The following is a 25,732-nucleotide window of genomic DNA, read 5'->3' on the forward strand; positions in this document are numbered from 1 at the left end:
TAAGTTATGGCAGGTCACTCCAAATGGGCGAACATCAAACATCGCAAAGCGCGTCAAGATGCGGTTAAAGGTAAGATTTTTACCAAAATTATTCGCGAAATTGTTTCCGCTGCTAAGCAAGGTGACCCTGACCCTGATAAAAACCCGCGCCTGCGTGCCGCTGTTGAAAAAGCGCTGTCGGTCAACATGACCAAAGACACCATCAAGCGCGCCGTTGAGCGCGGTGCGGGCGGCGGTGAGAATGACAATATGGAAGAGGTCAGCTACGAAGGCTATGGTATCGGCGGCGTTGCGGTTTTGGTTGAAACCATGACCGACAACCTCAACCGAACCGTGAGCGAAGTGCGCCACGCCTTTACCAAGCATGACGGCAACCTTGGAACGTCAGGCTCAGTGGCGTATTTATTTAACAAGCGCGGTGAAATCAGCTTTAGCGATTTGTCCCTTGAAGACGAGTTGATGATGACCGCCCTTGACGCCGGCGCAACTGACATCGAAAATGACGGCGAAACGCTCACCGTCATCACTGAAGTCGATAACTTCGGTCAAGTCAAAGATGCGCTTAACGCTGCAGGGCTTATTTCTGATAATGCCGAAGTCACCATGTCACCATCAACAAGCGCCGTGATTGACAACATCGATGACGCGCAAAAAGTCATGAAGATGATTGATATGCTAGAGGACTTAGATGACGTTCAAGACGTTTATACCAACGTAACCTTTTCTGATGAGGTCATGGCGCAGCTTGAGCAATAATTAACAACCAACCAGTCAATAAAAAAGCCTGAGAATTTTTCAGGCTTTTTTTAGGTTTTACAAAAATTACCTTCAAGATTTAACAAATAGCGCTTTTTATCAACGCCGCCCGTATAACCGCCAATGCTGCCGTCATGAGCAATGACGCGGTGGCATGGAATAATAATACTGAGCGGATTTTTACCATTAGCGTTGGCGGCGGCGCGATACGCTTTGGGGTTGCCGATTAAATGGGCGAGATGAGTGTAACTTATCGTTTGCCCAAACGCAATCGATTGCAGCGCTTGCCAAACGCGCTTTTGAAATGCCGTTCCAAAGCTGATATCTATCGGTAAATCAAACGCTTGCCTGCGCCCAAAAAAATAATCCTTTAATTGCGCCGTTGCCATTAACAAGAGGTCTTGATTAGCCTCATTTTTTGTTAGCTTGTCAAAGGCTATGAAGCTTTTATCCGTATTTTGATAAGCTTTCGCCAAATTAACTTTTGTAATAGCGGTTTGCTGCGATATATTGTCCGCCCAATCGCAAATTACCAAACGACTGCTATTACTGCCCTGCTTTGCCGCCAAAATCAGCGCCGTATCAGCAAGCGGCTGATTTTTTGGGGCAAGGTTTGCCAAACTAACCGCGGTGACGGTAATCATAAGCACTGTTACTTCTCATCGGTTTCAAACAAGGCTTCAACAAATTGTTTGGGACTAAAGGCGCGCAAATCATCAATCGACTCGCCAACGCCGATAAAGCGAATCGGAATATCGGTCGTTTCAGCAATGTTAAAGACCACGCCGCCTTTTGCCGTGCCATCAAGTTTGGTGATGGTAATTCCGGTTAACGGTACGGCTTGGTTAAAGATTTCAACTTGGTTAATCGCGTTTTGACCGGTTCCGGCATCAAGAACAATCATGCCTTCGTGCGGCGCAGTCGGGTCAGCTTTTTTCATCACGCGGACGACTTTTTCAAGCTCCGCCATCAAGTAGGATTTATTTTGCAGTCGCCCTGCCGTATCGGCAATTAGTACATCGATATTTTTAGCTTTTGCCGATTGCATGGCATCAAAAATGACCGAGGCGCTGTCTGAGCCGTGACCTTGAGCAACCACCGGAATGTCATTGCGCTCGCCCCAAATTTGTAGCTGCTCGGTGGCGGCGGCGCGGAAAGTGTCCCCTGCGGCAAGCATGACCGATTTGCCTTCGCTTTGCAGCCGGCGGGCAAGCTTACCAATGGTGGTGGTTTTGCCAACGCCATTGACCCCAACCACCAAAATCACAAACGGTTTTTTACTGCTGTCAATCTCAAGGGGTGCTACTTTTGGGGTCAAAATGTCGACCAATTCACTTTGCAGCGCTTTATAAAGCGAATGCGAGTAAATCAAATCGCCGCGAGCGGTTTGCTCGGTTAAGCTTTTGATGATGCGGTTGGTGGCGCTAACCCCAATGTCCGCCACAAGCAGTTGGTCTTCGACCTCCTCAAGCAGTTCATCATCGATTTCTTTACCACCGATTAAGATATTGACCATGCCTTCAGCAAGGTTTTTTCGTGATTTGGTCAGCCCTGATTTCATGCGGTTAAACCAACTGCCGCTGTCTTTTTCTTTTTTAGCGGCAGCTTGCGACTCTTTTAACTGCTCACGAGCAGCTTCCAAGTTTTGGTTTGGCTGAGCGGCAGCTGAACCCTCTTGAGCGGGTTTTTGCGTGGTCTTTTGAGTATCACCCAGCTGAGCTTGCAATGGCATTTTTGGAATGACGGGCGCAGGTTTGGCAGGCGCGATTTGAGTTTCCGCAGCGCTATTTTCGGCGGGGGTTTGTGCGGCAACAATAGGCGTTCCTAACGCAAGCGGCTCACTGCTGTCATCTAGCCCCTCTTTTTTATCATCATTTGTTTGCTCATCAATTATCGCAACCGATTGCACCGGCAAGCTTGGTAGGGTAATATCATCGTCATCATTATCATCAAGGTTGCCATCTAAATTGATGACGACGCGATTGGGGTTGTTGACATTATTCATAAGCCTGCCCTAAAAAATAATTTTACAAAAAAAGTTATTATAAGTGTTTTGACTTGACGGTGTTATTTTGATAACTGGCGTTAAAGCTCAGCTACATTTAGGTAGTTTAGCACACATCTTTGGCGATATTTTTCAACCAACCGCTTTTTAGTGCTCATAAAATATCATTAAAGTAAGCTTTCTTTAAGATTTGGTGACAAAACAATGACCTTTATCATATAAAATTTCGTTAAAGTCATCTAGCCTTTTATTTTTTATTGGCAATTTACTTTCAAAATTTTAACCAAAGCGCTTTTTAGAGGACTTAAGTTATGCTTAAAAAATTCGTCGCTGCTCAAGCTATCTTTGTGATGTCAGCTGCCTTACTTATCACGGGTTGTAGCACCACTCAAGAATTTCGCCCGACCGCAAGCGTTATGGTTGGCGCTCACAAATCGTTATAGTTGTTAATTATTATCATTGAAAAGTCTAATACTTAAGAGCCTAATTTGTCTTTTAGTCAGCATTTAAGAGAATCATATGCCGTTATCTGTTTCATCTCGAGGGGGCGCTGTGATTAGCATCGCGCTGTTATTAAGTGCTTGCCAGACCACACCAATCGCAACGCCACCTGCGCCAACACCTTTGCCCAAGATAGAAACCGCTCATTCCAAACCCAGCGCTGAAATACCTACTAAGAAAGAAGCGGCGACCGATTTGGGGGCAGCGCTTGTTAACGACTTGTCCAACCGCCATGAGTACCAATTAGAAAACGGCTTAAAGGTCATCATTAAAGAAGACCACCGCGCCCCTGTCGTGATGACGCAAGTTTGGTATAAGGTGGGGTCAACCGATGAGCCAGTGGATAAAGGCGGCATCTCGCACCTACTTGAACATATGATGTTTAAAGGCACCAAAAATGTCTCAAGCGCAGACTTTGAGCGCTTGATTGCCAAATTTGGTGGGGTCAATAACGCTTTTACCAGTTATGACTATACCGGCTATTATGAGCTGTTTCCGGCAAATCGCTTGGGGCTAGCCTTGGAGCTTGAAGCCGACCGAATGACCAACCTATTATTTGATGCCGCAGAATTTAAAAAAGAGCACCAAGTGGTCATGGAGGAGCGCCGGCAACGCACCGATGACAACCCGCTAGCAAAAGCTTATGAAGACTTTCGCTTAAAAGCATTGCCCGACAGCCCCAAAGGCGAATCGGTCATTGGTCCTATGAAAGAGCTTGAAAGCATCACCTTAAATGAGCTTAAAGACTGGTACAAATTGTGGTATGCGCCCAATAACGCCACCATCGTTATCGTTGGTGATGTCAAACCAGAAGCCGCTTTAGCCGAGGTTAAGCGCTATTTTGGCGGCATTGTAAAGCAAGCACTGCCCAAGCGCCCAAGCGTGTTGCAGCGTGGATTTCGCGGTTATCAGCATATCGAATCCAAGCAAGCGGTCGAAGTTCCGGTGCTGCTGATGGGCTTTAACGTGCCAAGCTTTGTAACCAATAAAGACAAAAAAGAAATCCTTGCGCTATCACTTGCCCAAGACGTTCTTGATGGCGGACTGTCAGCAAGGCTTGAAAAACGCTTGGTTCGCGACCAAGGCTTACTGACTTCGGTTGGCACGTCTTATGATTTGTTCGACCGTGGCGATGGCTTATTTTTGGTTCAGGCAACGCCGCGCGAGGGGGTCAGTTTAAAACAAGCCCAAGAGGCGATTTTAAGCGAAATTGACAACTTAATTGCGGAGCCTATCCGTCCTGAGGAAATCAGCCGCGCCAAAACCAGTACGCTAACCTCACTGATTTACGCCCAAGACAGTGTTCAAGGGCAAGCGCAAATGATTGGCTCACTTCAAGCCATTGGTATTGATGACAAAATTCTTACTCGCTTACCTGCCATGCTCGATGAGGTTAGCACGCAAGATATCAAGCAAGCGGCGCAAAAATATTTGGTAGAAAACAACCTCACGGTGATGGATATTATTCCCAAATAAGCCAAAAACTTACTATTTAAGCCCCTTTTGATAAAAAAAAGACTGCTGCCATGCCAAAAATGATGAAAAAACAATTTGTTATCAAAGTAATTGCTCTAAGCTTGCTTTTAGCGGTAAGCGCTGCCGCGACTGCTGAAGATGGTCGCGGCGTTCAAAGCAGTGCGATTGATAAATCAGCCCCCATTCAGGCGCTTGACACCTTATCAAGTATCAAAAATGCTCAGCCGCTGAGTGTGACGGTGCCAAAAATTGACGAGTTTACCACCAAGTCAGGGATTAAAGTGCTGCTTGTGCAAACGCCTACCCTGCCCATTGTTGATGTGGCGCTACGCTTTAACGCCGGAAGCGCTCGTGATGGTGACATTCGCCCTAACGGCTTTGGCATTGCCGGAATGACGGCTGCCATGCTGACTCAAGGCACCAAAAGCTTAACTGAGGACGACTTTACCAAAGCTGCTGAAACGTTGGGAATTAATTTAAGCAGTATGGCATATCAAGATATGTTTATCGTGTCGCTGCGAAGCTTATCCGATGACGAGCATCTGCTTCCTGCAGCTGACTTAATGGCGCAAATGCTGACCGAGCCTAACTTTGACAGCACCATTTTAGAGCGCAACAAGTCGCGGCAACTGGTCGGGCTCAAACAGCAAAAACAAGACCCAGCTTATTTAGCGGCGATTGCCTTTAGCGACGCGCTTTATGGTGACCACCCCTACGCGCACCCAGCTGCCGGAACGCTTGAGACGGTTCCGACGATTAAGCGCGAGGACTTAACCCAATTTTGGCAGCGTTATTTGGTTGCCAATAACGCCTCAATGGCAATCACCGGCAATGTCACGCGCGCCGAGGCTGAAGCGCTTGCCAACCGCCTCACCAAAAACTTGCCCCAAGGTCAAGCCGCAAGCGCGCTTCCTGAACCAAAGCCGCTCACTGAACCTAAGCGCATTCATATCCCGTTTGACAGCACCCAAACCACCGTGCTTATGGGTCAACTGGGCAACAAACGCGCCACCAACCCCAAAGCGCAACAAGAGCAAACCAATTTTGCCGTAGGAAACGACGTTCTTGCCGGCGGCGATTTTAACGCAAGGCTGATGACCGAAGTTCGACAAAATTTAGGCTACACGTATGGCATTTCAGGCGGCATGAGTCCGATGCTCACGCGCGGACCTTATCAAATTAGCTTTTCAACCCGCAACGACAAAGCGCGAGCGGCGATTGATGCCAGCTTAAAAGTCATTAATGACACCTTAAAGGACGGCATCACCCAATCTGAGATGCAACTGACCAAAGATGGTCTTAAAAACAGCTTTCCAATGAGCTTTTCAAGCAACGCTGCGATTAACGGTCAGCTTGGTATGATGAATTTTTATCAGCTGCCAAACGACTATCTGGCGAACTTTGAGCAGCGAATTAACGCTGTGACGTTGACTTCTGTCAACCAAAGTTTAAGAAACAACCTGCAACCTGATAAATTTTTAATCGTCACGGTCGGTAAAAACAACCCTTGGGAAAATAAAACTATTCCTAAAAAGAAAAGCAAACGATAATTGTCTTTTTATCTGGATATTAATAGGCAGCTGATTATTGGCGTTAATTCTTAACGCTAATTTTGACGTCATACTGCAGCCGCTCAGGCTTATAAGTTGCGCCATTATAAGACAAGCGCAGCACGTGCTTATCGTAAGAGGTTACGTGATAAGCACCATTGGCAAAATCATAGTACTTAGGCGTCACCAAAAGTGCTTCGATTCGGTCATCGTTGACTTCAACCGTCAGCGTTTGACCGCTTTGAGGGTATAAATAATAATCGCAATAATCATCAACCATCACCTCAGCACTGCGCTTGATGCTTTGCCGACCCACTTCTTTTTCTAAAAGTTTAGGGCAAACATCATCACGCTCCGAGGCTATTCTTGCATGAGAATTATTGATATTGTCTTCAATCGCCGCAATATCTTTTTGCCGTTGTTCGTTCGTATCAAGCTCAGTATTTTTTTGGGATTTTGATAGGGGCGACTCACAAGCAATCAACAACAATATCAACACGCCAACTGCTATTGGCAAATGTTTTTTCATAACCATCACTCATAACTCTAGCGACAACGCCTATTGCAGCTTGCCGTTAACGTATAGCATTTAAAATGAATCATCTTATATCGTCATTACAACATATTTTTTGGCAAGATGCTTATCTTAAATGAAAATAGTTGGGAAATGCTCAGCAGCTTTATAAAATACCTGATAAAAGTTTATAAGAAAATCAAGATCATGTTATTAAGATCATATTAATAGCGGCAAAAGTTACTGATCGAATGCTCAAATCCCCATTTGCGATAGCCTTGGGTATCTAAATGGATAGCTCCGGTTGCGTAAAGTCCTAAACCAAAATCGTAGCTCACCCCTTGATATTGCCAAAATTGGCAAAGCTTTTCTTGCAAACTGGTTAGCTGCCACAAATCACCCTCCGATTCTGGCACCCAAATATCAATGGCGCCTGCGGTCAAATGCTTACTTCCTGCCGCCCCGCCTGCACAGCTGTTTAGCGCTGGACTGCGATACACTGAGCGAATTTCAGTGCTAGCGGGCAAGATGCCTTGCCGTTTTAAGTCAGCATACAACTTTAAGGTAGGAACCACATTTGCCCAAAGATATTCCGGCGGCAATTGAAACGGCTCATAACCGCATTTTTCCCAACTTCTTGCTGTCGTCAACAGCTGATGCAGCGGCGGTACATTATTAGCTCCCAACTGTTGCGCCAAATAGCGCTGATAACTGCCCACTTGCTGCGCTCGGTAACGATCACTATTAAGCCAACTGTTAAATTCCGCCGTTGCTTGATTGTGATGATAGCTCGTTTCATAAGATTGGCTTTTAATTACAGCAGCGCGACCTTGACTTACCGAACTTGGGACAGGCTTTGGGGAGATGCGTTTTCGCTCTTCGATGGCGATGTTTTCCTGTGAAGCATAGTCACGCTGCTTTTGTTCAATCAATGCTTGCAAACTGTCTGTACTCATCGCGGAGACTTTTGGCAGACTGCTGCGAACCTTAAGCCGCTGCTCAGAGCTGTCGCTTAAAATTACAGCTTGGGCAGGCAATATGACCCCACTTAGCCCTGCCATCATTAGCCCCAAGCCATAACGCTGCCATTTAGAAATACTTATTAAAGCGACATTTTTTGCCAGCTTAACCCCAGTTACAACCTTCAGATCAGGACAAATGCTGTTTAAAGAAAGAATACTCATCACGAATTACTGCTTAGTAAAATTGCTAGAATAGTAGCAAATTTTCTTGTCAGGAGTAGAATTATCCTAGAAAATTCGGCAAAGGCTGAGTTTTTATAACAATATTCTAAAGATCATTAATGATTTAGCAATGATCCTCAGTAAATGTTACTTAATTATAATTAAGGTTAATTTTTCCATTGTGATATTTACTATCACTAAATTGCTGATAACTACGGTTAGCTAGTCATAGCTAATGCTGATGCCCAATCGTTTTTACAACATGATCTTATAATTTCCAAATAAAGAAATTAAATAAATTTTTTAACGCAGTTTTTAAGCTAAGTTATTATTATACAAGCCTTTATTGGTAAGGCAACCGCTCAATATCCCAAAAAATTCAATTGTTTTAGCACCTAATCAAGCCAGTTTTAAGACTTGTTTTTTACAAAAAATTGCGTTAATCTCTTTTCTAAGTAATTTTAGTACACAAAATATACAGTTCTAACCCTTAACTTTTCAATTAATAATATTCAAGTCAGAACCCAATTGTATAGTGAGTTCCTAGATTTCAAAGACACAACTTAATTAACGCTTTTTTACAAAGATCTTTTAAAAAGTAATTCGTTACTCCGTTGATTAAGGCTAAAGCTTTGAAAATAACCATCTAACTTTATAGCATTTTTTTATTGGGCTTATCGCTACGAACAGAAAACTTTAAGCTGTTTTTAGCGATAATGACATGAAAAACTTAACCACACTTAAGCGTTTAGCCGAGCTTACTTTAGATCGGAATTCAAATGAAAAGCTTTAACCGTTAATAAAGCCCAGCATTTGAATAGTAGCTATGATGATCAGATTTTTTGTTTTGGTGTCATTGACTGCTTTTAAACGTTTAAGTTCAAGTGACGAGGTATTTATGAGTAAGCGTCTATCTGGATTAATGGCTCTATCGATGTGTGTTATGCTTGGCACGACTGCTAATGCTGCCGAATCAAGAATCACATTGAGCGGGTCGCAAGATAACGCCCATATCGATCGGGTCTTAAATGAATTGACCCGCCAACATGATAATGCGTCAAGTTTGGTCAAGTCGGCACGAAAACCCACATCGTTAGCCCTTAACAGCACACTTTTGGCAAGCGATACCAGTCAAGTTAGCAATGATACTGATGTTCTTGAGCGCTTAACCGCTGTGGCGTCAAACTCGGTCAGTAAGTTTAAACAAACAGGGCTTGCCTCTTGGTACGGTCGCCAATTCCACGGCCGTAAAACCGCAAGCGGCGATGTATTTGACATGAACGGCTTAACCGCTGCTCACCGCTCGCTACCTTTAAACTGCTACGTAAAAGTCACCAACAAAGACAACGGCAAAAGCGTGGTAGTCAAAGTTAATGACCGTGGTCCTTTCCATGGCAACCGCGTGATGGACTTGTCCTACGGTGCTGCCAAACAGCTTGGAATTACCAGTAAAGGGGTTGGTAACGTCTCTATCGAGCGCGTTTCAGGACCTTAATTGATCCAAAACCATTCAGAATATTAAAAAAGCGCCTAAAGTTTGGGCGCTTTTTTTGGTTTAAAGTAATTAAGTTAAATCAAATCAAATATTAACCGTCAATTTCAAACGCGCTTTGAATCGCGTCATCAAGGCGGTCAACGGCAATAATATTGATTTTGTTAAATGGCGCTGTATTTTTACTTGGGGCATTGGCTTTAGGAACAATGGCATGGGTAAAGCCATGTTTAATGGCTTCTTTAAGGCGCTCTTGACCATTGGGAACCGGTCGAATTTCCCCTGAAAGCCCAACCTCACCGAATACCGCTAAGGATGACGGTAGTGCTTTTTCTTTAATACTTGAAGCACAAGCCAGCAGTACCGCCAAATCTGAGCCGGTCTCCAATACTTTAACGCCGCCGACCACGTTGACATAAACGTCCTGACCACTGGTGTGAATACCGCCGTGACGATGCATGACCGCAAGCAGCATTGATAGCCTTTGATAATCAAGACCAAGTGCCATCCGCCGTGGCTGAGCTTGACTGTCGTCAACCAAAGCTTGAACCTCCACCAAAAGCGGTCTTGTACCCTCGCGGCTCACCATAACAATCGAGCCTGCAACCGGCTTATCATAGCGGCTTAAAAAAATCGCCGAGGGGTTGGCAACTTCTTTGAGTCCCATATCAGTCATACCAAAAATGCCCAGCTCGTTGACCGCGCCAAAGCGATTTTTGACGGCGCGGATCATTCGAAATCGTGAGTCCGATTGACCTTCAAAATAAAGCACCGTATCGACCATGTGCTCAAGGACTCGCGGTCCTGCAAGCGTGCCCTCTTTGGTCACGTGACCGACCAAAAACAGCGCCGTTCCGGTTTGTTTGGCGTAGCGGGTCAACATCGCGGCTGACTCACGAATCTGGCTGACGCCGCCGGGTGCGGATTGAATGGCATCAGTATAAATGGTTTGAATGGAATCAATGATGGCTATCGCTGGCTGCTCTTGAGTGAGCGCGGCGCAAATGGTCTCAACGTTGGTTTCTGCCAAAACGCGCAGCCTGTCAGCGGGTAAGTCCAAACGCTTAGCACGCATGGCAACTTGCGATAGCGACTCCTCACCGGTCACATAAAGCGCGCTTCCGGCTAACGAGTCGGCGCGAGCCATATTGGTTGCCGTTTGCAGTAAAATCGTCGATTTGCCGATGCCAGGGTCGCCGCCGATCAGCACCACCGACCCTGCCACCAAACCGCCGCCAAGAACACGGTCAAACTCGCTAATGCCAGTTGGCAGTCTGGTATCTAAGGTGACGCTGACGGCGTTCAGCGGCATCACCGCGCTTTGGGTTCCTGAATAGTTCTGATTGCGAGCGCCGCCTGCGGCTTTTGGTTTGCCCGCGCTTTTATTGTGATGCGGTAAGCTCACGTTTGGGGCTTCCACCAAACTGTTCCACTCGCCGCAGTCAGTACACTGACCTGACCATTTGCCAAAATGCGCCCCGCAGCTTTGACAAACGTAACTGCTCTTATTTTTTGCCATAATTTGATGCCTGATGCTATTAACTGACAAAACGCCCAAACCTTAACTCGGCTGAGCGTTTTTTCGTTGAAAAGAATACCAATATTAAGGATTGAGATGGGGGCGAAAAAGGTAAAAATCTAGCAAAAGCGTAATAAAAGCCCTGATTTAAAAACTAAAAATAACTTATTATTAAGCCTGAAAATCCTTGCCCAAATAAACGCTTTTGACCAGCTCGTTATTTAAAATATCGTCCGCTGAGCCTTCAGCAATAATGGCGCCTTCAGAAACAATATAGGCAGTCTCGCAAATATCGAGGGTTTCACGGACATTATGATCGGTGATTAACACCCCAATGCCGCGATCTTTTAAGGTCAAAATGACCTCTTTAATATCGCCCACTGAAATCGGGTCAACGCCTGCAAATGGCTCATCAAGTAAAATAAACTTAGGGTCAGCGGCTAAGGCGCGGGCAATTTCGCAGCGGCGACGCTCGCCGCCCGATACACTCATCCCAAGCGACTTTCGCACGTGGTTTAAATGAAACTCGCCGATTAATTTTTCAAGCTCGGCTTTTTGGGCGGCGACATTTAAGTCTTTTCGAGTTTGCAAAATGGCTAAAATATTATCTTCGATGCTCAGTTTTCGAAAAATTGACGCCTCTTGCGGCAAGTAGCCAATGCCCGCACGCGCCCGCTCATGCATCGCGTATTTTGACAAATCCGTTTTGCCAAGCGTCACCTGACCCTTATCCATGTTAACCAATCCGACGACCATATAAAAACTGGTGGTTTTTCCGGCGCCATTAGGTCCTAACAGCCCGACCACTTGACCTTGCTCAACGGAAAAAGAAACGTCTTTGACCACCCAACGCTTACCGTAGCGCTTACCAAGATGACGCATGGTCAGCTTTCCTGCAATCTGTGGCTCTGCCATCGATGGCACTTGAGAGGTCAAAACTTGGTCACTCATCATTTTTTTACTCTATTGTTTTTGCTTTACTGTTTTTACTCTTTTATCCTAACGGACGCCGCGCTGATTGGTGCTGTTATTGGGCGGAAAAACAAGCTCAACGCGCTGACTGTTGCCGGCGGTAGCTTCAACGTCACCGGCTTTTAAGCTGTAACGAATCACGTTGCCGGCGAAGCTTGCGCCATTTTGCACAAGGTGCGCATTTCCGGTTAGGGTGACAATGCCGGTAACCGCATTATAATCTATGCGATTGGCTTGACCTTTTGCTAAGCCTTTTTCTTGAGTAATCACCTGCTGCATGGTCGCAGGGCGACCGGTGGCAACGGCAGAATCAATGCTGCGATTTTTTGATAAGTCGACCGTGATGTTGTCGGCGGTCAATTTCAGCGTCCCTTGGGTGATGATGACGTTTCCTGAATAACTGGTGACCCCTGTGCGCTCGCTATAGGTGGCTTTATCGGCAAGCAGTTTAATCGGCTGATTGGCATCCGACGGTAACGCGTGGCTCACTACCGGCAAACTTAATATCAATACCATCGGTAACGCTTTGGTCAGTTGCAGCATAACTGGCAAGTTGCGATTGGCAAAAGTAGAATATAAGGTCATTAATGGCGTCTCAACTTAAAAATAAAGGCGAAGCATTTTGATTATCATAACAGCAAATCAGCTCAGCTGAGTTAAAATAACGCTTTATCTTTGCGATTTGGGGGTGAAAAAGTGACGGCAATATTGCCAAATTCATAATCGCCCGTTTCCAAATTGGCAGTCATGCTTGCCGCTTCAAATCGGTTCATGCCCTGCTCGACTTTGACGGGCTTATCGCTGAACACTTGGCGCGATTTGGTATTGCCTTTTAGCTCTGATCCGGTCACTTTGATTGGCTCGCTATTGCCTTGACCGGATTTGTCTTGACTGGTCAAGGTAAAGCCGCCGGACAATTTTAAATCGCCGGATTGCTGATTAATTGCTGCAGTTCCTGCCTGAATTTGGTAACGCTGAGTGGCGGAGGGCTCCCAATTCATGGTGATTCCCGACATCTCATCTTGATTGGTTTGCGGGTTGTGCGAGATAGAATCTGCATTGACTTCGTATTCCGTTTCCCCTTGCTCATTGGTTTGAACTGCTTTGATATCAGTCGCCTCATAATCGACCTCAGAGGGTTCAATATTGACCGGCGGCGCAATTTCGCCATGCTGATGGAAAAACCAGCCGGCAATTGCTGCAATAATGAGCGCCAAAATGATTAAGATTCGAGTATTATTCACAAAACGTCATCCTAAACGCGCGACTTTAAAATAAAGTTAGCAATAAATTCCTCGTAATGACCGTGACCTTTTAAAATCAAATCACAAACTTCACGAACGGCACCAAAACCGCCGGCTTTGGTCGTCACCATATCGCAGCGGTTAATCACTTCTTGATGAGCGTTTGGAACGGTGGGCGCAAAGCCAACCGATTGCATGGCTTTGATATCCGGTAAATCATCGCCCATATAAGCGCAGTCGGCTAAAGTCAAATCTAGGCTTGCCAAAAGTTCGGTTAGCGCCATAAGCTTATCGTCACGACCTTGAACGACAAAATCAATGCCAAGCTCTTCGGCGCGCTTTTTAACCATTGGGCTATGACGACCGGTAATAATGGCAGTTAAAATCCCAAACTGAGCTAATGCCTTAATCCCAACGCCATCTTGAACAAAAAAGGCTTTGGTTTCAATACCATGGCTGTCATAAATAATCTGACCATCCGCCAAAATACCATCGACATCTAAGGCAAGCAATTTTACCTTTCCGGCTTTTTTTATTAAATCTTGCATAAAACTCTCGTTATCATGAAAACTTTAGTTATCATCTTTATGTTGACTTCCTCCCCTCCCTAAAGTGAGGGGATTCCTTCTGCAAGACGGTCAAGCCCGACCGCAAGAATGTTCCTTGCCGCGTTAACATCGCGGTCATGAGTGACACCGCACCCACAAGTCCATTTTCTTATTCCAAGCGCCTGACGCCCCTTAGGGCTACTGTCACCGATTTGGTGACAGCTGGAACAGGTTTGGGTGGTGTAGCTTTCATTCACAATCTCAAAATGGCAACCTGCATGCTTGCATTTATAGTCCAATTGCCGTTTCAATTCAAACCAACTGGCATCGTAAGTTGATTTAGCAAGATTGGTTTTCTTATTTGTGAATGATTTTGATTTTACGTCACCGGCCACAATCAGCGCATTGTCTTTAACCAATTGCGTGGTGAATTTATGAATGATGTCTTTACGGGTATTTTTAATCTTGGCGTGAATGGCGGTTACGCGTTGTTTATTCTTGACACGTTGAGCCGTTGCTAATTTTGCCGCCCATTTTTGAGTTTGTTTAATGGTCAGCTTATCGCCATTTGAGGTAGTTGCCGCTTCTTTAAGCCCTAAATCAATGCCAACTTTACCGCTACCGCTTTGGATTTTGGCGTCAGCTTTGGCTTTAACCGTGATGCAAGCGTACCATCGACCTCTTGCGTCTTGAACTAATTCAAGGGTGTTTAGGTCATACAATGCTAAATTATAGCTATCCCAAAGCTCAATAATCAGCTTTTGGCCTTTGGCTAGTGATAACTGAATGGTTGATTTCAGCGCTTTCTTACCGCTTTGGCGTGTGGCGAGGTGTTTGATGGCACTCTTTTTAAACGGAATCCAACCCAAGCTTTTTTTGTCTGATTTAGGATTATTGGTTCGCCATCTTGATTTGGCTTTTTTAAACTGCTTTCGGCTTTTGGCGTGGGTTTCACTAACCGCTTGAATGGTTTGCGAGTGCAATCCTAAAAATTCGCCTGAGCCTTTGGTATATTCAGCCAAATCGTAAGCGCTAAAAAACTTGCCAGTTCGTTGTAAGTGCTTAAAGCTTAACTCATTGACGTAGTTCCAAACAAAGTTGACCGTGCCGCTTAATTGAGTAAGCGGCAGTGCGTGTTTGTCTTTAAGCCGAAGTTTAAGGGTTTTCATGGTTTGATTTTGCTAGGTTTGGTGAATTTTAGCAAGCTTAAAGCCGCTTTAAACGTCAACCGCTGTCGCCTTATATCCATGCTTAGAGAGGCATGGATATAAGGCGAGTTTGGATAAAAACTGCTAGAAAGCACAAGCCCGTTAAGTCACGCCGGCTTTTAATAAATCATGAACCGTAATAATCGCCTCAAGCTTGCCCTCAGCGTCCATAATCAACAACTGACTGATGCCATTTTCATTCATCAGGCTCAGCGCATCGGAGGCGCGCATGGTTTTGTCAATAGCTCGTGGATTTTTGGTCATCACTTCAATCATCGGGGTAGCAAGCGTGACGCCGCGCTCAAGGCTACGGCGCAAATCACCATCGGTAAATACGCCGACCACTTTATCCTGATCATCAATGACCACCGTCATGCCAAGCCTACCGTGAGTCATGGTAAAAAGCGCATCATGAAGCGGCGCCACCTCAGCCACTTTAGGTAAGTCATCGCTTTTTGAGTGCATCAAATCTGCCACACGGGTCAAAAGCTTGCGACCAAGTGCCCCTGCCGGATGCGATAAGGCAAAATCTTCTGAGGTAAAATTGCGAGCATGAACCAAAGCAACGGCTAAAGCGTCCCCTAAAGCCAGCGTTGCCGTTGTGCTTGAAGTTGGCGCAAGGTTTAACGGACAGGCTTCTTGAAAGTTGCCAAGCGTTAAGGCAATATCAGCCGATTTTGGGAGCATGCCGCGCTTATCACGGCTGATGCTAATGAGCGGGATTTGTAAGCGCTTGATGACCGGAATTAATGTTTTAATTTCGTTAGACTCGCCTGAGTTTGAAATCGCGAGCAGAACATCGCCTTGAACGAGCATTCCTAAGTCACCGTGACCCGCCTCTCCTGGATGCATAAAAAACGAGGGCGTTCCCGTTGAGGCAAAAGTTGCCGCAATTTTCCGACCCACCAGCCCTGACTTTCCCATTCCTGTCACCACCACCCGACCTTGGCATGCCAGAATGATATTGCAAGCCTTGGCAAAGCGCTCATCAATTTGATCCATTAATAAATCAAGGGCGCGCTTTTCGGTGGTGATGGCTTCAATGGCCGCTGAAACATACTGCTCAGCGCTCAGCTTAATAGGGTCTTGGGTCATGGGTTAGACTCACTTAAAGGTGCTGTTAAAAATCGGTTAACCTAAGATAGTCTTGATAAAAACTATTTTTCTCGACAAAAAAAACCCACTTATCAGCAGGTCCTTTGTGAATTGCATCATTTTTTATGATCTTACAATAGCATAGTCAGCTGTCACTACTGTGAGGCTTTGTTTAACTTTTATCAATAAACAAAGCGCTTAGCTGTTATTGTTGTTATCAAAACCATTGTCAAAGTCGTTGCTGCCGGATTGATTGAATCCTGAATCGTCCGAACCTTCAAAATTGCGATCACTACCGCCGAAGCCGCCGCGATCAAAACCGCGATCACCGCCAAAGCCGCCGCGATCAAAACCACGATCATTGCTACCAAAGCCACTGCGATTAAAGCCACTTCGGCTTGAGGAGAAACTGCGGTCTTCAAAGCCTTGTGAGCGATTGTCAAAACCGCCACCCATGCCACTTTGATAACCACCGCTGATACTTTGAGCGGTCATTCCACTGGCGCCCGCGCCGCTACCACGAGGGTTTCTTGCAGGGACTACCGTTGAAATCGCATGTTTATAAACCATCTGACTGACGGTATTTTTTAGTAGTACTACATACTGATCAAACGATTCAATCTGACCCTGAAGCTTTATGCCATTAACCAAAAAAATAGAAACCGGAATTCGATCTTTTCGTAATGAGTTCAAAAAGGGGTCTTGTAGGGTTTGTCCTTTTGACATGAGAGCGCTCCTAAATAGAATATCGTTATATTTTAATGATTATTTATTATAAGTAAAATTAAAGTATCATGGCGTTGATAAATTGGCGCTGATATCAATAACAAGAATTTCATAAATGACCCATGTACCCTTATCAAATTTTTTATTATCGCAAGGACTTAATTATAAGATAAGTACATGTTTTTATAGTTATTATTTGAAAATACTCATTATATCATCTGCTATTTTTATCGTTTGCCATACTCATAATATCGTAATCTATCATCATAATTGCAATGTAAGTTTGTGGTCATTATTGTTATTATTTCTTAAGCTGGCTTTCTCTAGACCTTAGCAACTCTTGCTTGGCTTCCGTCATCGTTGAAAAGGTTTTTATGCTACTGCCAAGCTTTGGCAGCGAAGTTAACTTACGCAGCCATGTAAATTGCCGTTTTGCTAACTGCCTTGTGGCATATAATGCCTTATTTTGCATTTGATGACAAGCAACGGCGTTTTGAAGGTCTTTTTTGGGCAATAGCGCTTGATCTTTTTGAAAAAGCTTTGAATGGCTTTTTTCTAAATCAAAATCAAAATTTTGGGCGGCAAATGCTTGATAAAATTGCGCTTTATCCAAATGCGGCAAGTCAAAAATAGAATGATTGGTGACGACTAAATATTCAAGAACCTGCCGATAGCCGACGGCGCGCATTGACGGCATGTTTGGGGTTAAAGGGTATCGGCGCAGCAGCTCAAGCACCTCATCGATAAAACCATCTTGCCACATGATGTCAAGGCGCAGTTGAATGCGCTCATGAAGCCAAGCGCGGTCTGGCATAATGGCAAAAATATGCCAATCTTGGTTAGGATGATTTGCCAATGCTGATTTTGGTTGCTGCTGCCAAGTGCTCATCGGCGTTTTGGTTTGTAAATAAACCTCAACAGCGCGGGTAATGCGCTGAGTGTCGTTGGGTTTAAGCCGTTGATGGGTAATTGGGTCAACCTGTGCTAGATAGTTATAAAGCGCCCCGATACCCTCGCTTTGCCGCCAAGCCTCAACGCGATTGCGAATGGCATCATCACTGTCGGGAACGGCAGAAATCCCATCAATCAGCGCCATAAAATACATCATCGTGCCGCCAACTAACAGCGGAATTTTGCCGTTTTTATGAACTTGGTCAATTAAAAGGCTGACATCTTGAACAAACTGCGCCACGCTATAGCTTTGGGTGGGGTCAATGATATCAACCAAATGATGCGGATAGCGCTTAAGCTCATCAGCGGTCGGTTTTGCGGTACCGATATTCATATCGCGATAAATCAGCGCTGAGTCCACCGAAATCAGCTCAAAATTGTCGGTATCATAAAGCTCATAAGCCAGCGCCGTTTTTCCGCTTGCGGTTGGCGCTATCAAGCAGACGACGCTATTTTCACTAAGGCTGCTGTTATTAAGGCGGCTAAGCAGATTTTTATTCATAAGACTCAATTAGTTTTATTCTGTTAATTTATCGAAATACTGTCAAGCGGCGCGGCTAACATTAAACCAATTAATTCATCCGTAGTCAGCGCTAAAAATGATTGCTTTAATAAATCTTTAGTTAGCTGTTGCAAATTGGCTTGGTCAAGTTGTTGATTGATACTTAGCAAACTATTGTTATGAAAAATACTATTGGCGTTAGCACTAATTAATAAAAACTGCTCGCCGGCTTGAATGAGAAACCAAGGCAATGGCGCGCTAATTTTTGAGCTGTCTAAGTTTTCAGGCTTTTTTTGAATAATGGCTAAACATTTTAGCGCGGTTAAATTTTGGTAATTTTTAGCATTTTGATTGCTATAAAAGCTATTTGCTAGCGGCGGGGCTACTGAACCTGCTTGATATTGCTGCCTTGGCGCTTGAACTTGACGCGAATTTATAGCCGTAGGCGAAATTCGGCGCTCATAACTTTGATAAGTGGTTGCCGTTTTATTGTTACCCAAACTTTTAAAATTATCTGAGTAATCTTGCTCGTCTTTTTTCACTTCTTGAGCCTGAATTGGCTTTAAAATCAGCTCAACATTGTGCCGTAAATGCGCCAAAATATTGGCAAGCGGGCTGATTTTGATGCGCTGCTTTGCCGGATGAACGTTGATATTTATCCAGTCACTTGGCAAGGTAAAATACAGCGCAAACCCTAGCCCTGATGGCAGCAGGCGCTGAGCAATTTTTTGCAGCTCGCTGCTAATCACTTGGTCTTTAATTAAGCGACCATTAACATAAATCAGCTTTGGTAGCGTTTCGTTTGGTAGCTGCGGCAATAACCAACCTTCAATGCTTGCGTTATTAGGCAAAGCGTCTAGGTCACTGGCAAAGCTATTTTGCGTTAAATTGGCTAAATCAACAAAAATAGGCTTGGCAATTGGTTCAAGATTAACCCCAAGCGCTTGCTCAAGTCGCGATAACGGCAGTTTTTGACTGTTCTCACCCACCGCCGGCAAGCTTAAGCGCAGTTTTTGCTCATGGCTCAAAGTCAGCTGAACGTCCGCGGCTGCCAGTGCCACATCACGAACGATGGCTTCAATATAAGAAAATTCGGTCGCAATAGATTTTAAGTTGCCACGGCGTGCAGGAACGTTAAAATATAAATCTTTAACACTAACGCAAGTACCTTTGGGATGAACGATGGGCGTTAAAACTGGTGAGTCATTGAGCACGCCTGCCACGCTAATTTTGCGACCAACGCCGCTGTCATCTGCCGAGCTGGTTAACTCAAGCCGTGATACCGCAGCGATTGCCGCTAAAGCTTCCCCGCGAAATCCTAAAGTATTAATACCTTGCAAATTGGCAACGTCGGCAACTTTACTGGTTGCATGGCGGGTGATTGCCATGACCATATCCTCAGGCAGAATTCCTGAACCGTTGTCCGCCACCGAAATCATGCCCATGCCGCCTTGGGTGATACTCACGTCAATCTTAGTCGCGCCGGCGTCAATGGCATTTTCAAGCAATTCCTTGACCACGGCAGCAGGTCGCGTGACCACCTCCCCTGCGGCTAATTGGTTAATCAGCAGCGGCGATAGTTTCTTAATTCGCGGTAGGCTTTTAGAATTTACCATAGCTTAAGTTATCAAAGCTTAACCGTTTAAGGTCGTCAAATCATAGCCAAAAGCTTGACCAACTTTGGACAATCGCAAGAGCGCTTGGCGCGATTCTTTATTTGCTAAATTGTCACCTTTAACAAGGTCAATAAATAACACCGGCGGCGGCAAATAGCTGTCGGCTCGGTTTGCCCATTCGATGATAATCAGCGCATTTGGCTCATCAAGATACTCATCAAAGCCAATAAATGACAGCTCCTCAGGGTCTTGCAAGCGGTACAAATCAGCATGATAAACCGGCAATTTTGAGCCGTCACTTTGCTTAATTTGGTAAGGCTCAACCAAGGTATAGGTTGGGCTTTTAATCGCGCCTTGATGACCCAAAGCTTGCAGCCAATAGCGCGTGAGCGTCGTTTTTCCTGCGCCCAAATCACCGGACAGCCAAACGCTGCCTTCAAGTCCCATGGCGGCTAACTTTTCGGCTAAGCGTTTGGTATCTGCTTCAGAATTTAGCGTAATCGCTTGAAAATTAGCGCTGTTGGCAACATTGTCATTATTTGCCATCAAGCGCCCCTTTTTCATCAATATCGTTATCAGGAGCATCAACAGCAACTTGAATGCTCACGGTTGGATTGATAAAGCGCTCGCCTTTGATCAATTTTTGGTAAAGCTCAGGGTCGCCCCATTCAGCGCAAACTTGCGAGCTAAATTCAAAATCCTCTAAATTAAGCTTGCCCATTTGCGCGTTGTCAACGTCTTCATTAAAGCACTGAGCGTAGCCGGTTGCCGTTTCGTGAGCGATGACCGAGTAAACGTTAACGTCCGCCTCGCCGTTTTGCATTTGCGTTTGCTTTAAAATCTCGCGCGCCCAAAAAAAGATAACTCGCGAAAACTGCTCGGCTGATGGCGATACCGGCAGCGAAATCCAGCGCGCGCTAAATTTTTTACAAGCGGCAATGTACTCTGAGTCGTCTTGATTCCAAAAGCAAATGGCATGGTCAAAGCTGTCAATCAAGTCTTTGATTGAAGATTTAAGCAAGCCAAAATCATAAACCATCTGACCGTGGTCTAAGCGGTGCGCCTCCAAAATTAGCTCAATCTGATAGCTGTGACCATGAATGGAGTGCTTGCAGCGCTCAGAGCTACAGTTGCGGACGATATGGGCGTTTTCAAATTTAAAAAGTTTACGTATTCGCATAATAATGTTAATTGAACCAAAAAGTAGGCGCTGAAATCTTGCAAAATCATTCATCTTTCAGCCAATTTTTTATTATAGCAAATCAAAGGCGCTTCGTAAGCAAGTAGTTATGACCGCGAGTGTTAAGCAGCTCGCGGCGCAAACATAATGATTGCCATGCCAAGCAGCGCCACCCCTGCGCCAATCATATCCCAAGACGTTGGGCGGATGCCGTCAACTGCCCAAAGCCAAACTATCGCCATCAAAACATAAACGCCGCCGTAAGCTGCGTAAACCCTGCCCGCTGCTGTTGGGTGCAGGGTCAACAGCCAAACAAACGCCATTAAGCTTAAGATACTAGGAATCAGTAGCCAAGCCGATTTGCCCTCGCGCAGCCAAAGATACGGTAAATAGCAACCGATAATTTCGGCAAGTGCCGTTAGCGCAAACAGTCCAACCGTTTTTAATTCCGTCAAGAGTGCTGCTCCTAAATGCTGATTGTACCGGCTAAATACTGAACGGCGCGACCAGAAATAAGAACGCGCTTACCGACCACAATGCATTCTAAGATGCCACCGCGAGATGACGCTTGATACGCGATTAAGTTATTTTTCCCAAGGCGATTTGCCCAAAACGGCGCAAGTCCGGTATGAATCGAGCCCGTTACCGCATCCTCATCACCGCCATTTGCCGGCCAAAAATAACGTGACATAAAGTCGTAGCCGTTTGGCTTATCACGATTATCAGATGTTGATGGACAAGTGACCACGACATCTCTTGGCGCAAGCGCTTTTAGCTGCTCATTATCACGGCGCACCGATAACACATCGGCTTCATTTTCATAAATGACAAAATAAGCTTGATTGTTGACATAAACCTCAACGGGCGGAATTGATAATCCTGCTCGCAGTTCCGCCGGAATCTCATCGACTTTTTGGGGACAATTATTGGGAAAATCCATTTGAATTTTGCCATTATTGAGTCGAACAACGATAAACGTCCCCACGGCTTTGGCGCTAAATTTAATTTTCGTTAATTCAAGATTTTTGTTAAATAAAACAAAAGCCGCAGCTAAGGTAGCATGACCACAAAAATCAATTTCAGTGAGCGGTGAAAACCAACGAATTTGATAACTATGGTTATCGCCTGATTTATCTTTCACCAAAAATGCCGTTTCTGATAAGTTATTTTCCAAAGCTATGGACTGCATTAGCTCATCGGTCAGCCAATCTTCAGTGATGATGACCGCTGCCGGATTGCCTTTAAAAACGGTATCGGTAAAAGCATCTACGACATTTATTGCAAGCTGCATTATTCACCCCTTAATCAGCCTTCATTAACCGTTAAAATTATTGAGTTTAGTAGCTGTGACATTATAGCTGTTTTAAGCTAAAAATTTTCGCTGAAACACAGCTGATGGCATTTTAAAGGTCAACAAATTTTATTTTCAAAATGGCTTAAAAAACAGATAAGTTGAGAGATTTTGCTAGAGCGCCTACAATAGCGGCGGCAATAACGCGGCTGCTTTTAAAATAACAGGTAAAGAGGAAGTTAAGGTGATTGGGACGCTATGAAACAACTGGCAATGCTTATATTTGTGGTGCTGGGCGGCATGGCGCTGGCGCTTGAGGCGGCGATTTTGGGACCGCTTGGCGAGCGTATTGGCAAGCTGTCGGCGTCATTGTCCATTTTTCTGATTGGTATTTTGGTGTTCAGTATCGCCATGGTTATTCAACGGCGCAGCTATATTTTAAAGCTTGCTAAATTGCCGCCGTGGCTACTTTCAGGCGGCTTGGTTGGGTTTGCTTACACCCTTGTTTTGGTGGTGGCGACGCCGCTTGTGGGCGTTGGCGCAACGATGGTTGGGATTTTATGCGGTCAAATTACCGCAAGCCTTGCCATTGACCACTTTGGCATTTTGGGAACAGAAAAGCGCAAGGTGGACAGTTACCGAATCATCGCGCTTGGGCTGATTTTAGCAGCACTTTGGCTGATTTATTAGGCAAATGCTTTTAAGGATAATGTTAAATGTTGGACTCTTTGGCGATTTTTACCTTTCCTTTATTGCTTCTTGGCGGCTCGGCAATCGCGGCGCAATCGGCAATCAACGGCGCGCTCAGCTTAAAAACCGATTTGGTCACCACCGCTTGGCTTGCCAATGTTATTGCTGCCATTGTTTTATTTTTTTTGGTGATATTTTTTGAGCCACCACAAGCGGAAACCATGTTTACCGTACCAATTTGGCAATTGTCCGGCGCGTTATTTGGCTGCTTTTCGATGGCAGCGATCGTGGTTGCTGTTCCAAAGATTGGCACGGCAGCAACCATTGTGTCCATTATTACCGGTCAAATTGTAATGGGGCTATTGGTGGATCATTTTGGTTGGTTTGGCAATCCGCAAATTCCGCTTGGCGGTAAGCGCCTTGCTGCCGTTGGACTGTTAGCGGCGGCGCTGTATTTTATTTATTTGAGTAATACCAAAAAGATAAAGAGCTAATTATCTTACTCTTTTCATTCTTTCACCAATCCGTCTTCCTCAACGCCGCCACTTAAATACGCCAAATACGCCTCATACTGCTCAAGAACATCATCAATCACTTGCTGACGGCTTAGCCCCATCAAATCATAGCCACCCGACCCAGTTTGGGTGGTGACCTCAAGGCGATAATAAACATCAGTATCGGACGCCATTTTGCCGCTAAAGGTCGGCGCCGGCTTTGGTACCATCGCCACTTGATAATAAAAATCGTGGATACTGTCGGCGGCGACCCGAAGCAGCGGTCCTGAAGGGCGATTGGGGTCGATGGTTGAGACGCTTTGGTCGTGGTCGGCATTTTGGCGCTCGGCATCGTAGCCTTGACCGCGAAACTCTGCCGCCACGTCATCAAGCGCCGGTCGAACCACGCGCTCTAAAAACTGAACGGCTTCGCGTTTGGACGGATAAGTAAGCATCTGCCCCAAGCGCTGCTTCCATGAGCGTTCAGGAATATGACCACCGCTTGGGGTAATGGTTGCGCGCCGAAGCACCGTGCCTTCTTGTTCAGCACGTTCAATCCGCAGCGCCTTATAAAATGAAATCATCACCAAATACGCAATAATCGTTACCGGCAACGCAAAAATCAGCGTGGCATACTCCATCGTAATGACGCCGCCGGCAAGCAGCATTGAAATGGTCAGCACCGCCGTCAACACCGCCCAAAATATCCGCAGCCATTTAGGACCATCTTCGCTTGGGTCAGGGGTTGACGCGGAAAAATTGGACATCACCATCGCTCCTGAGTTGGCACTGGTGATATAAAACAAGAGTCCTGAAAAGGTCGCAAGGGCAATCAAAAACGTGGCTGCCGGAAACATTCCTAACAGTGCATACCAACCATGCTCGGGGCTTTGAATGGCAAGCTCAGCAAATTCGCTATTGCCTTGTAAGACTTGATAAAGCGCTGAATTACCAAAAAAGGACACGATAATAAAATCACAAAGCACCGGAACGGTAATCGCGGCGATAACAAACTCGCGAAGCGTTCGACCGCGCGAAATCCGCGCCAAAAACACCCCAACAAACGGTCCCCAAGCCAGCCAAAATGCCCAAAAAAAACAGCGTCCAACTGCCCATTCATTCGCTACTATCCGGAACATAAACAAAGGTTTTCAGCATTCGCGACGGCAACGTCACCAAAAAATGACCGATATTTTCCACCAAACCATTGAGCAAAAATGCCGTTTGCCCTGCAATGAGGATAAACGCCATCATGGCAACGGCGCTCCAAAGGTTCAACTCTGAAATCCAGCGGATACCGCGGTCAACGCCGGACGTCGTTGCCGCAATGGTTAAAATTACCGCGCCAACTACCAGTGCAATTTGCAGCGTTAAGCCTTCGCTAAAGCCAAAGAGCGTTGCAAATCCTACGTTTAGCAGCACCACGCCAATTCCCATTGTGGTTGCCACCCCAAACACCGTTCCTACAAGGGCGATAATGCTAATGCCATGACCAAGCGAACCTTTAACGCGCCTGCCAAATAGCGGATAAAGCGCGGCAGCGGTTTCAGGCTCACCCGATGGCGGCATCAAATACTGAACCACAGGTCCCGTGACCGAAAAAAACAGCAAATCAATGCCAACGCCTGCCGCAAATAGCATCGCCCCACGTTGCCAGGCCATATTGCGGCCGTGAATCATCAGGACCTAAGCGAACGCTGCCGGCTTTTGACAGCGCCACCCAAACCACAAAAAAGATGACCAGCGCCATGGTCAGCACATAATACCAACCCAAATTGCTCGCAATCCAATTGACCACCAGCTCCATCGTTGCGCTTGCTTGAGCTGGCATGACCATCGCCCAAACCGAAAACGCCGCAATAATCACCGATGATACAATCAAAACGCTCCAGTTAACCTGCGTCGTTTTGGTCAGCGACAACTCCCCTGCGCCTTTTCCCAAATCGCTTTTGGAAACCGGAACTTCATCTTCAAGCGTTTTGTGCGGTCGCGTCGTCCCGCCAAATCGGCTGCGCTCAAAAGGGGTTTTTGGCGGCGTGGTTTTTGGAATGTCGTTATCAAGGTTGTCATTATTGGGTGGCTGACTCATGGGCATCGTCCTTTGTCTTTAACTTTGATTTGACCTTAGTTTAGCGCAAGGCGGTCGGTCAAGTTCAGACCGCAACTGTTGCGACTGTGTTGCGCAATGTATAGAAGTATTGAGGGCGGCAGGTTGAAG

Annotated in this window: 26 protein-coding genes and 1 pseudogene; 7 read left to right on the forward strand and 20 right to left on the reverse strand. The window is 45.6% G+C overall.

Annotated elements, in window-relative coordinates; translation table 11 throughout:
* The first annotated feature begins 6 nt into the window (after nt 1–6).
* A complete protein-coding gene (locus ACZ5XY_RS00990) occupies nt 7–756 on the forward strand; it encodes a YebC/PmpR family DNA-binding transcriptional regulator (RefSeq protein WP_464742136.1) in 750 nt (249 codons plus the stop codon).
* A 50-nt stretch (nt 757–806) separates the two neighbouring features.
* Here the strand turns inward: ACZ5XY_RS00990 and ACZ5XY_RS00995 are convergent, their stop codons facing one another.
* Together ACZ5XY_RS00995 and ftsY are read right to left on the reverse strand one after the other, a co-directional pair.
* The gene (locus ACZ5XY_RS00995) at nt 807–1,400 is read right to left on the reverse strand and encodes a methylated-DNA--[protein]-cysteine S-methyltransferase (protein ID WP_464742138.1); all 594 of its coding nucleotides are present in this window, start codon (nt 1,398–1,400) and stop codon (nt 807–809) included.
* A gap of 8 nt (nt 1,401–1,408) precedes the next feature.
* Entirely contained in the window at nt 1,409–2,761 is a 1,353-nt protein-coding gene (gene ftsY / locus ACZ5XY_RS01000) for a signal recognition particle-docking protein FtsY (protein ID WP_464742140.1), read from the reverse strand.
* A gap of 311 nt (nt 2,762–3,072) precedes the next feature.
* Here ftsY and ACZ5XY_RS01005 point away from each other — a divergent pair, with 311 nt between their 5' ends.
* The 3 genes from ACZ5XY_RS01005 to ACZ5XY_RS01015 all read left to right on the forward strand — a co-directional run bounded on the left by ACZ5XY_RS01005 (nt 3,073) and on the right by ACZ5XY_RS01015 (nt 6,288).
* Nucleotides 3,073–3,204: a hypothetical protein gene (locus ACZ5XY_RS01005; protein WP_464742142.1), complete on the forward strand. Its 132-nt coding sequence runs from the start codon at nt 3,073–3,075 to the stop codon at nt 3,202–3,204.
* Nucleotides 3,205–3,280: 76 nt separating this feature from the next.
* On the forward strand, nt 3,281–4,738 hold the full coding sequence (locus ACZ5XY_RS01010) for a M16 family metallopeptidase (protein ID WP_464742144.1): 1,458 nt from the start codon (nt 3,281–3,283) through the stop codon (nt 4,736–4,738).
* 50 nt (nt 4,739–4,788) lie between these two features.
* Nucleotides 4,789–6,288 (forward strand): M16 family metallopeptidase, encoded by a 1,500-nt coding sequence (locus tag ACZ5XY_RS01015; protein ID WP_464742146.1) that lies wholly within the window; start codon nt 4,789–4,791, stop codon nt 6,286–6,288.
* 43 nt (nt 6,289–6,331) lie between these two features.
* On the opposite strand, the gene ACZ5XY_RS01020 is transcribed toward ACZ5XY_RS01015, so the two are convergent.
* Nucleotides 6,332–6,817, reverse strand: coding sequence for a hypothetical protein (locus ACZ5XY_RS01020; protein ID WP_464742148.1), 486 nt, complete (start codon nt 6,815–6,817; stop codon nt 6,332–6,334).
* 209 nt (nt 6,818–7,026) lie between these two features.
* Nucleotides 7,027–7,986 (reverse strand): D-Ala-D-Ala carboxypeptidase family metallohydrolase, encoded by a 960-nt coding sequence (locus tag ACZ5XY_RS01025; RefSeq protein WP_464742150.1) that lies wholly within the window; start codon nt 7,984–7,986, stop codon nt 7,027–7,029.
* A gap of 898 nt (nt 7,987–8,884) precedes the next feature.
* Between ACZ5XY_RS01025 and ACZ5XY_RS01030 the strand changes: the two genes are divergently transcribed.
* Complete coding sequence (locus ACZ5XY_RS01030; protein ID WP_464742152.1) at nt 8,885–9,481, forward strand: septal ring lytic transglycosylase RlpA family protein; 597 nt, start codon at nt 8,885–8,887, stop codon at nt 9,479–9,481.
* Nucleotides 9,482–9,572: 91 nt separating this feature from the next.
* On the opposite strand, the gene radA is transcribed toward ACZ5XY_RS01030, so the two are convergent.
* The 14 genes from radA to ACZ5XY_RS01100 all read right to left on the reverse strand — a co-directional run bounded on the left by radA (nt 9,573) and on the right by ACZ5XY_RS01100 (nt 22,330).
* Nucleotides 9,573–10,997 (reverse strand): DNA repair protein RadA, encoded by a 1,425-nt coding sequence (radA, locus tag ACZ5XY_RS01035; RefSeq protein ID WP_464742154.1) that lies wholly within the window; start codon nt 10,995–10,997, stop codon nt 9,573–9,575.
* Nucleotides 10,998–11,168: 171 nt separating this feature from the next.
* Entirely contained in the window at nt 11,169–11,912 is a 744-nt protein-coding gene (gene lptB / locus ACZ5XY_RS01040) for an LPS export ABC transporter ATP-binding protein (RefSeq protein WP_464743661.1), read from the reverse strand.
* Between the two features lie 84 nt (nt 11,913–11,996).
* A complete protein-coding gene (lptA, locus tag ACZ5XY_RS01045) occupies nt 11,997–12,521 on the reverse strand; it encodes a lipopolysaccharide transport periplasmic protein LptA (protein ID WP_464743663.1) in 525 nt (174 codons plus the stop codon).
* 104 nt (nt 12,522–12,625) lie between these two features.
* Nucleotides 12,626–13,213: an LPS export ABC transporter periplasmic protein LptC gene (gene lptC, locus ACZ5XY_RS01050; RefSeq protein ID WP_464742156.1), complete on the reverse strand. Its 588-nt coding sequence runs from the start codon at nt 13,211–13,213 to the stop codon at nt 12,626–12,628.
* 11 nt (nt 13,214–13,224) lie between these two features.
* Nucleotides 13,225–13,761, reverse strand: a complete 537-nt coding sequence (locus tag ACZ5XY_RS01055) for a KdsC family phosphatase (RefSeq protein WP_464742158.1) — start codon at nt 13,759–13,761, stop codon at nt 13,225–13,227.
* A 59-nt stretch (nt 13,762–13,820) separates the two neighbouring features.
* On the reverse strand, nt 13,821–14,930 hold the full coding sequence (locus ACZ5XY_RS01060; protein WP_464742160.1) for an RNA-guided endonuclease InsQ/TnpB family protein: 1,110 nt from the start codon (nt 14,928–14,930) through the stop codon (nt 13,821–13,823).
* Between the two features lie 141 nt (nt 14,931–15,071).
* The gene (locus ACZ5XY_RS01065) at nt 15,072–16,064 is read right to left on the reverse strand and encodes a KpsF/GutQ family sugar-phosphate isomerase (RefSeq protein ID WP_464742162.1); all 993 of its coding nucleotides are present in this window, start codon (nt 16,062–16,064) and stop codon (nt 15,072–15,074) included.
* Between the two features lie 198 nt (nt 16,065–16,262).
* Complete coding sequence (gene hfq, locus ACZ5XY_RS01070) at nt 16,263–16,790, reverse strand: RNA chaperone Hfq (protein WP_464742164.1); 528 nt, start codon at nt 16,788–16,790, stop codon at nt 16,263–16,265.
* A 301-nt stretch (nt 16,791–17,091) separates the two neighbouring features.
* Nucleotides 17,092–18,243 (reverse strand): tRNA (adenosine(37)-N6)-dimethylallyltransferase MiaA, encoded by a 1,152-nt coding sequence (gene miaA / locus ACZ5XY_RS01075; protein ID WP_464742166.1) that lies wholly within the window; start codon nt 18,241–18,243, stop codon nt 17,092–17,094.
* A 23-nt stretch (nt 18,244–18,266) separates the two neighbouring features.
* The gene (mutL, locus tag ACZ5XY_RS01080) at nt 18,267–19,859 is read right to left on the reverse strand and encodes a DNA mismatch repair endonuclease MutL (protein WP_464742168.1); all 1,593 of its coding nucleotides are present in this window, start codon (nt 19,857–19,859) and stop codon (nt 18,267–18,269) included.
* Between the two features lie 18 nt (nt 19,860–19,877).
* Nucleotides 19,878–20,405, reverse strand: coding sequence for a tRNA (adenosine(37)-N6)-threonylcarbamoyltransferase complex ATPase subunit type 1 TsaE (gene tsaE / locus ACZ5XY_RS01085; protein WP_464742170.1), 528 nt, complete (start codon nt 20,403–20,405; stop codon nt 19,878–19,880).
* Nucleotides 20,395–21,039, reverse strand: coding sequence for a 6-pyruvoyl trahydropterin synthase family protein (locus tag ACZ5XY_RS01090; RefSeq protein WP_464742172.1), 645 nt, complete (start codon nt 21,037–21,039; stop codon nt 20,395–20,397). The genes tsaE and ACZ5XY_RS01090 overlap by 11 nt, the downstream gene beginning before the upstream one ends.
* Before the next feature lie 122 nt (nt 21,040–21,161).
* Nucleotides 21,162–21,494: a YnfA family protein gene (locus tag ACZ5XY_RS01095; RefSeq protein ID WP_464742174.1), complete on the reverse strand. Its 333-nt coding sequence runs from the start codon at nt 21,492–21,494 to the stop codon at nt 21,162–21,164.
* 11 nt (nt 21,495–21,505) lie between these two features.
* A complete protein-coding gene (locus tag ACZ5XY_RS01100; protein WP_464742176.1) occupies nt 21,506–22,330 on the reverse strand; it encodes a PhzF family phenazine biosynthesis protein in 825 nt (274 codons plus the stop codon).
* Between the two features lie 258 nt (nt 22,331–22,588).
* On the opposite strand from ACZ5XY_RS01100, the gene ACZ5XY_RS01105 reads away from it, so the two are divergent.
* Together ACZ5XY_RS01105 and ACZ5XY_RS01110 are read left to right on the forward strand one after the other, a co-directional pair.
* Complete coding sequence (locus ACZ5XY_RS01105) at nt 22,589–23,020, forward strand: DMT family transporter (RefSeq protein WP_464742178.1); 432 nt, start codon at nt 22,589–22,591, stop codon at nt 23,018–23,020.
* Between the two features lie 26 nt (nt 23,021–23,046).
* Nucleotides 23,047–23,514: a DMT family transporter gene (locus ACZ5XY_RS01110; protein ID WP_464742180.1), complete on the forward strand. Its 468-nt coding sequence runs from the start codon at nt 23,047–23,049 to the stop codon at nt 23,512–23,514.
* A gap of 14 nt (nt 23,515–23,528) precedes the next feature.
* Here ACZ5XY_RS01110 and ACZ5XY_RS01115 read toward each other — a convergent pair whose 3' ends face one another.
* Nucleotides 23,529–24,653 carry a BCCT family transporter gene (locus tag ACZ5XY_RS01115; RefSeq protein ID WP_464742182.1) on the reverse strand — a complete coding sequence of 375 codons (1,125 nt, stop codon included), beginning with the start codon at nt 24,651–24,653 and terminating at the stop codon, nt 23,529–23,531.
* A pseudogene (locus ACZ5XY_RS01120) lies at nt 24,631–25,609 on the reverse strand (BCCT family transporter). The gene ACZ5XY_RS01115 and the pseudogene ACZ5XY_RS01120 overlap by 23 nt, the downstream one beginning before the upstream one ends.
* Nucleotides 25,610–25,732: the final 123 nt, after the last annotated feature.

The sequence above is a fragment of the Psychrobacter sp. GTC18467 genome (assembly GCF_055397455.1).